The following is a 2,670-nucleotide window of genomic DNA, read 5'->3' on the forward strand; positions in this document are numbered from 1 at the left end:
GAAAGCGGGTTCTGGCCGGTGCCGCCGCAATGCGCCCTGTGGATTCCCGCGGGAGCATTGCACGCGATCAAGGCGTCGGGCGTGATCGAAGGCTATAACGCCTTTATCGATCCCGCCGCCGGGACCGGCCTGCCGGGCGAATGCTGCACCGTCTCGGTCTCGCCGCTGCTGCGCGAGTTGCTGATCCGCGCGGCCGGCTTCCCGGCGGACTACCCACTTGGGGGCTACGAATCGCGCGTCCACACGCTGCTGCTGGAGGAGATCGCCGCCGCGCCCGTGCGCGCGTTGCACCTCCGCATGCCCGACGATCCGCGCCTGCGCCGGCTGGCCGAGATGATGATCGCCGACCCCGCCGATCGCGGGACCGCCGCCGGATGGGCGCGCCGGGCCGGCTTCAGCGAACGCACGCTGGCGCGACTGCTCCAGAGCCAGACGGGGCTCAGCTTCGGCCGGTGGCGGCAGCAATTGCTGATCGTGCTCGCTTTGCAGCGCATGGCGGAGGGCGCGTCGGTGCAGCGGGTGGCGGCCGATCTCGGCTATGAAAGCGCGGGCAGCTTCGTGACGATGTTCCGCAAGGCGCTCGGCACCTCGCCGCGGCGGTACATGTCGATGCAGGAGGATGCGCCGCTCGCCGCCTGATCCGGGCGAGCCCGCCGCAGGCTGCCCGGCATTGCCATGGCGTGGGGCTCCACCCTACCTGACACGCCATGAACCCGCGTGCCCGTGTCCTCCTCCTCAACGCCGCGCTCGGTCCGCTCGATTACCGGGTCGATCGCGAGCATGTGGTCGAGCCGGGATCGATCGTGCTCGCGCCGCTCGGGCCCCGCCAGCTCGCGGGCGTGGTGTGGGAGCCGGATCGCATGCCGTCCGATGCGGAGGTCGGCGACAACCGCCTCCGCCCGCTGCTCGGCGTCTATGACCTGCCGCCGCTCAAGGCGTCGCTGCGGCGGCTGATCGAATGGACCGCCGATTATTATCTGGCACCGCCCGCCGCCGTACTTCGCATGACGCTCGCCTCCGCCTCCGCGCTCGATGGGGCGCGCACGATCGTCGAATATCGCGCGACCGGCCACGTCCCCCCGCGCCTGACCCCGCAGCGCGCGCAGGCGCTGGAGCGGATCGAGAACCGCCAGGGGCTGGTGCGCGAACTGGCGACTATCGCCGACGTGTCGGACGGGGTGATCCGGGGGCTGGTCAAGGCCGGTGCGATCGAGCCGGTCGAGGTTCGCATCGACGATCCCTTCCCCGTGCCCGACCCCGACCACCACCGCCCCGACCTTTCGACCGCGCAGGCCGAGGCGGCGGCTCGGCTGACCGATGCGGTGGGGGCCCGCGCCTTCGCGCCGACCCTGCTCGACGGCGTCACCGGATCGGGCAAGACCGAGGTCTATTTCGAGGCGGTGGCCGAAGCGCTCCGCACCGGCCGCCAGACTTTGGTGCTGCTTCCCGAAATCGCGTTGACCGAACCCTTCCTCAAGCGGTTCGCGGCGCGGTTCGGCTGCGCGCCGGTCGCGTGGCATTCGGACCTGCGCCAGTCGCAGCGCCGCCGCGCGTGGCGCGCCATCGCCAGCGGCGAGGCGCGCGTGACCGTCGGCGCGCGCTCCGCTTTGTTCCTGCCCTATCGCGACCTCGGCCTGATTGTCGTCGACGAGGCGCACGAGGCGAGCTTCAAGCAGGAAGACGGCGTCATGTACCACGCCCGCGACGTGGCGGTGATGCGTGGCCGGTTCGAGGAAATCCCCATCATCCTCGCCTCCGCCACCCCCGCGATCGAGACCCGCCAGCAGGTCGCGCAGGGCCGCTATGCGGAGGTGAAGCTGCCCGCGCGCTTCGGCGGCGCGACCATGCCCGACATCGCGGCGGTCGACCTGACCCACGACCGCCCCGATCGCGGCCGCTGGCTTTCCCCGCCTTTGGTCGAGGCGGTGCGCGAGACGCTGGAACGCGGCGAACAGGCGCTCTTGTTCCTCAACCGGCGCGGTTATGCCCCGCTCACGCTCTGCCGCCATTGCGGGCATCGCTTCCAGTGCCCCAATTGCACCGCGTGGATGGTCGAGCACCGCCTGACCGCGCGGCTTGCCTGCCACCATTGCGGCCACGTCATGCCGCCACCGCGCGCCTGCCCCGAATGCAAGGAGGAGGATGCCCTGGTCGCCTGCGGGCCGGGCGTGGAGCGGATTGCGGACGAGGCCGCCTTGCTCTTTCCCGACGCGCGCACCGCGATCGTCACGTCCGACACGCTCTGGTCGCCAGCCAAGGCCGCCGAATTCGTCAACCGGATGGAGGCGGGCGAGATCGACATCGTCATCGGCACCCAGCTCGTCACCAAGGGCTATCATTTCCCCAATCTCACGCTGGTTGGCGTGGTCGACGCCGATCTCGGCCTGTCCGGCGGCGATCTGCGCGCGGCCGAGCGCAGCTTCCAGCAGATCGCGCAGGTCGCCGGCCGTGCCGGGCGCGGCGCCAAGCCGGGCCGCGTGCTGGTCCAGACCTATGAGCCGGCGGCGCCCGTCATCCGCGCGCTCGTCTCGGGCGATGCCGACAGCTTCTACGCCGCCGAAACCGAGGCGCGCCGCGCGGCGCACGCGCCGCCCTTCGGGCGCTTCGCCGCGATCATCGTCAGCGCCGAGGCGCTCGATGACGCGGTCGCCACCGCGCGCGCGATCGGTC

The 2,670-nt window shown here is 71.5% G+C and carries 2 protein-coding genes; both read left to right on the plus strand.

The genetic code is table 11. From position 1 onward, the window contains the following. Positions 1-639: AraC family transcriptional regulator (locus tag ACOJSF_RS03475; RefSeq protein WP_420140837.1), on the plus strand; the 639-nt coding region annotated here is incomplete at its 5' end. 68 nt (positions 640-707) lie between these two features. Next, positions 708-2,670: primosomal protein N' (locus ACOJSF_RS03480; protein WP_420140838.1), on the plus strand; the 1,963-nt coding region annotated here is incomplete at its 3' end.

Origin of the sequence: Sphingomonas sp. (assembly GCF_048594985.1) — a bacterium.
Classification (GTDB): Bacteria; Pseudomonadota; Alphaproteobacteria; order Sphingomonadales; family Sphingomonadaceae; genus Sphingomonas_I.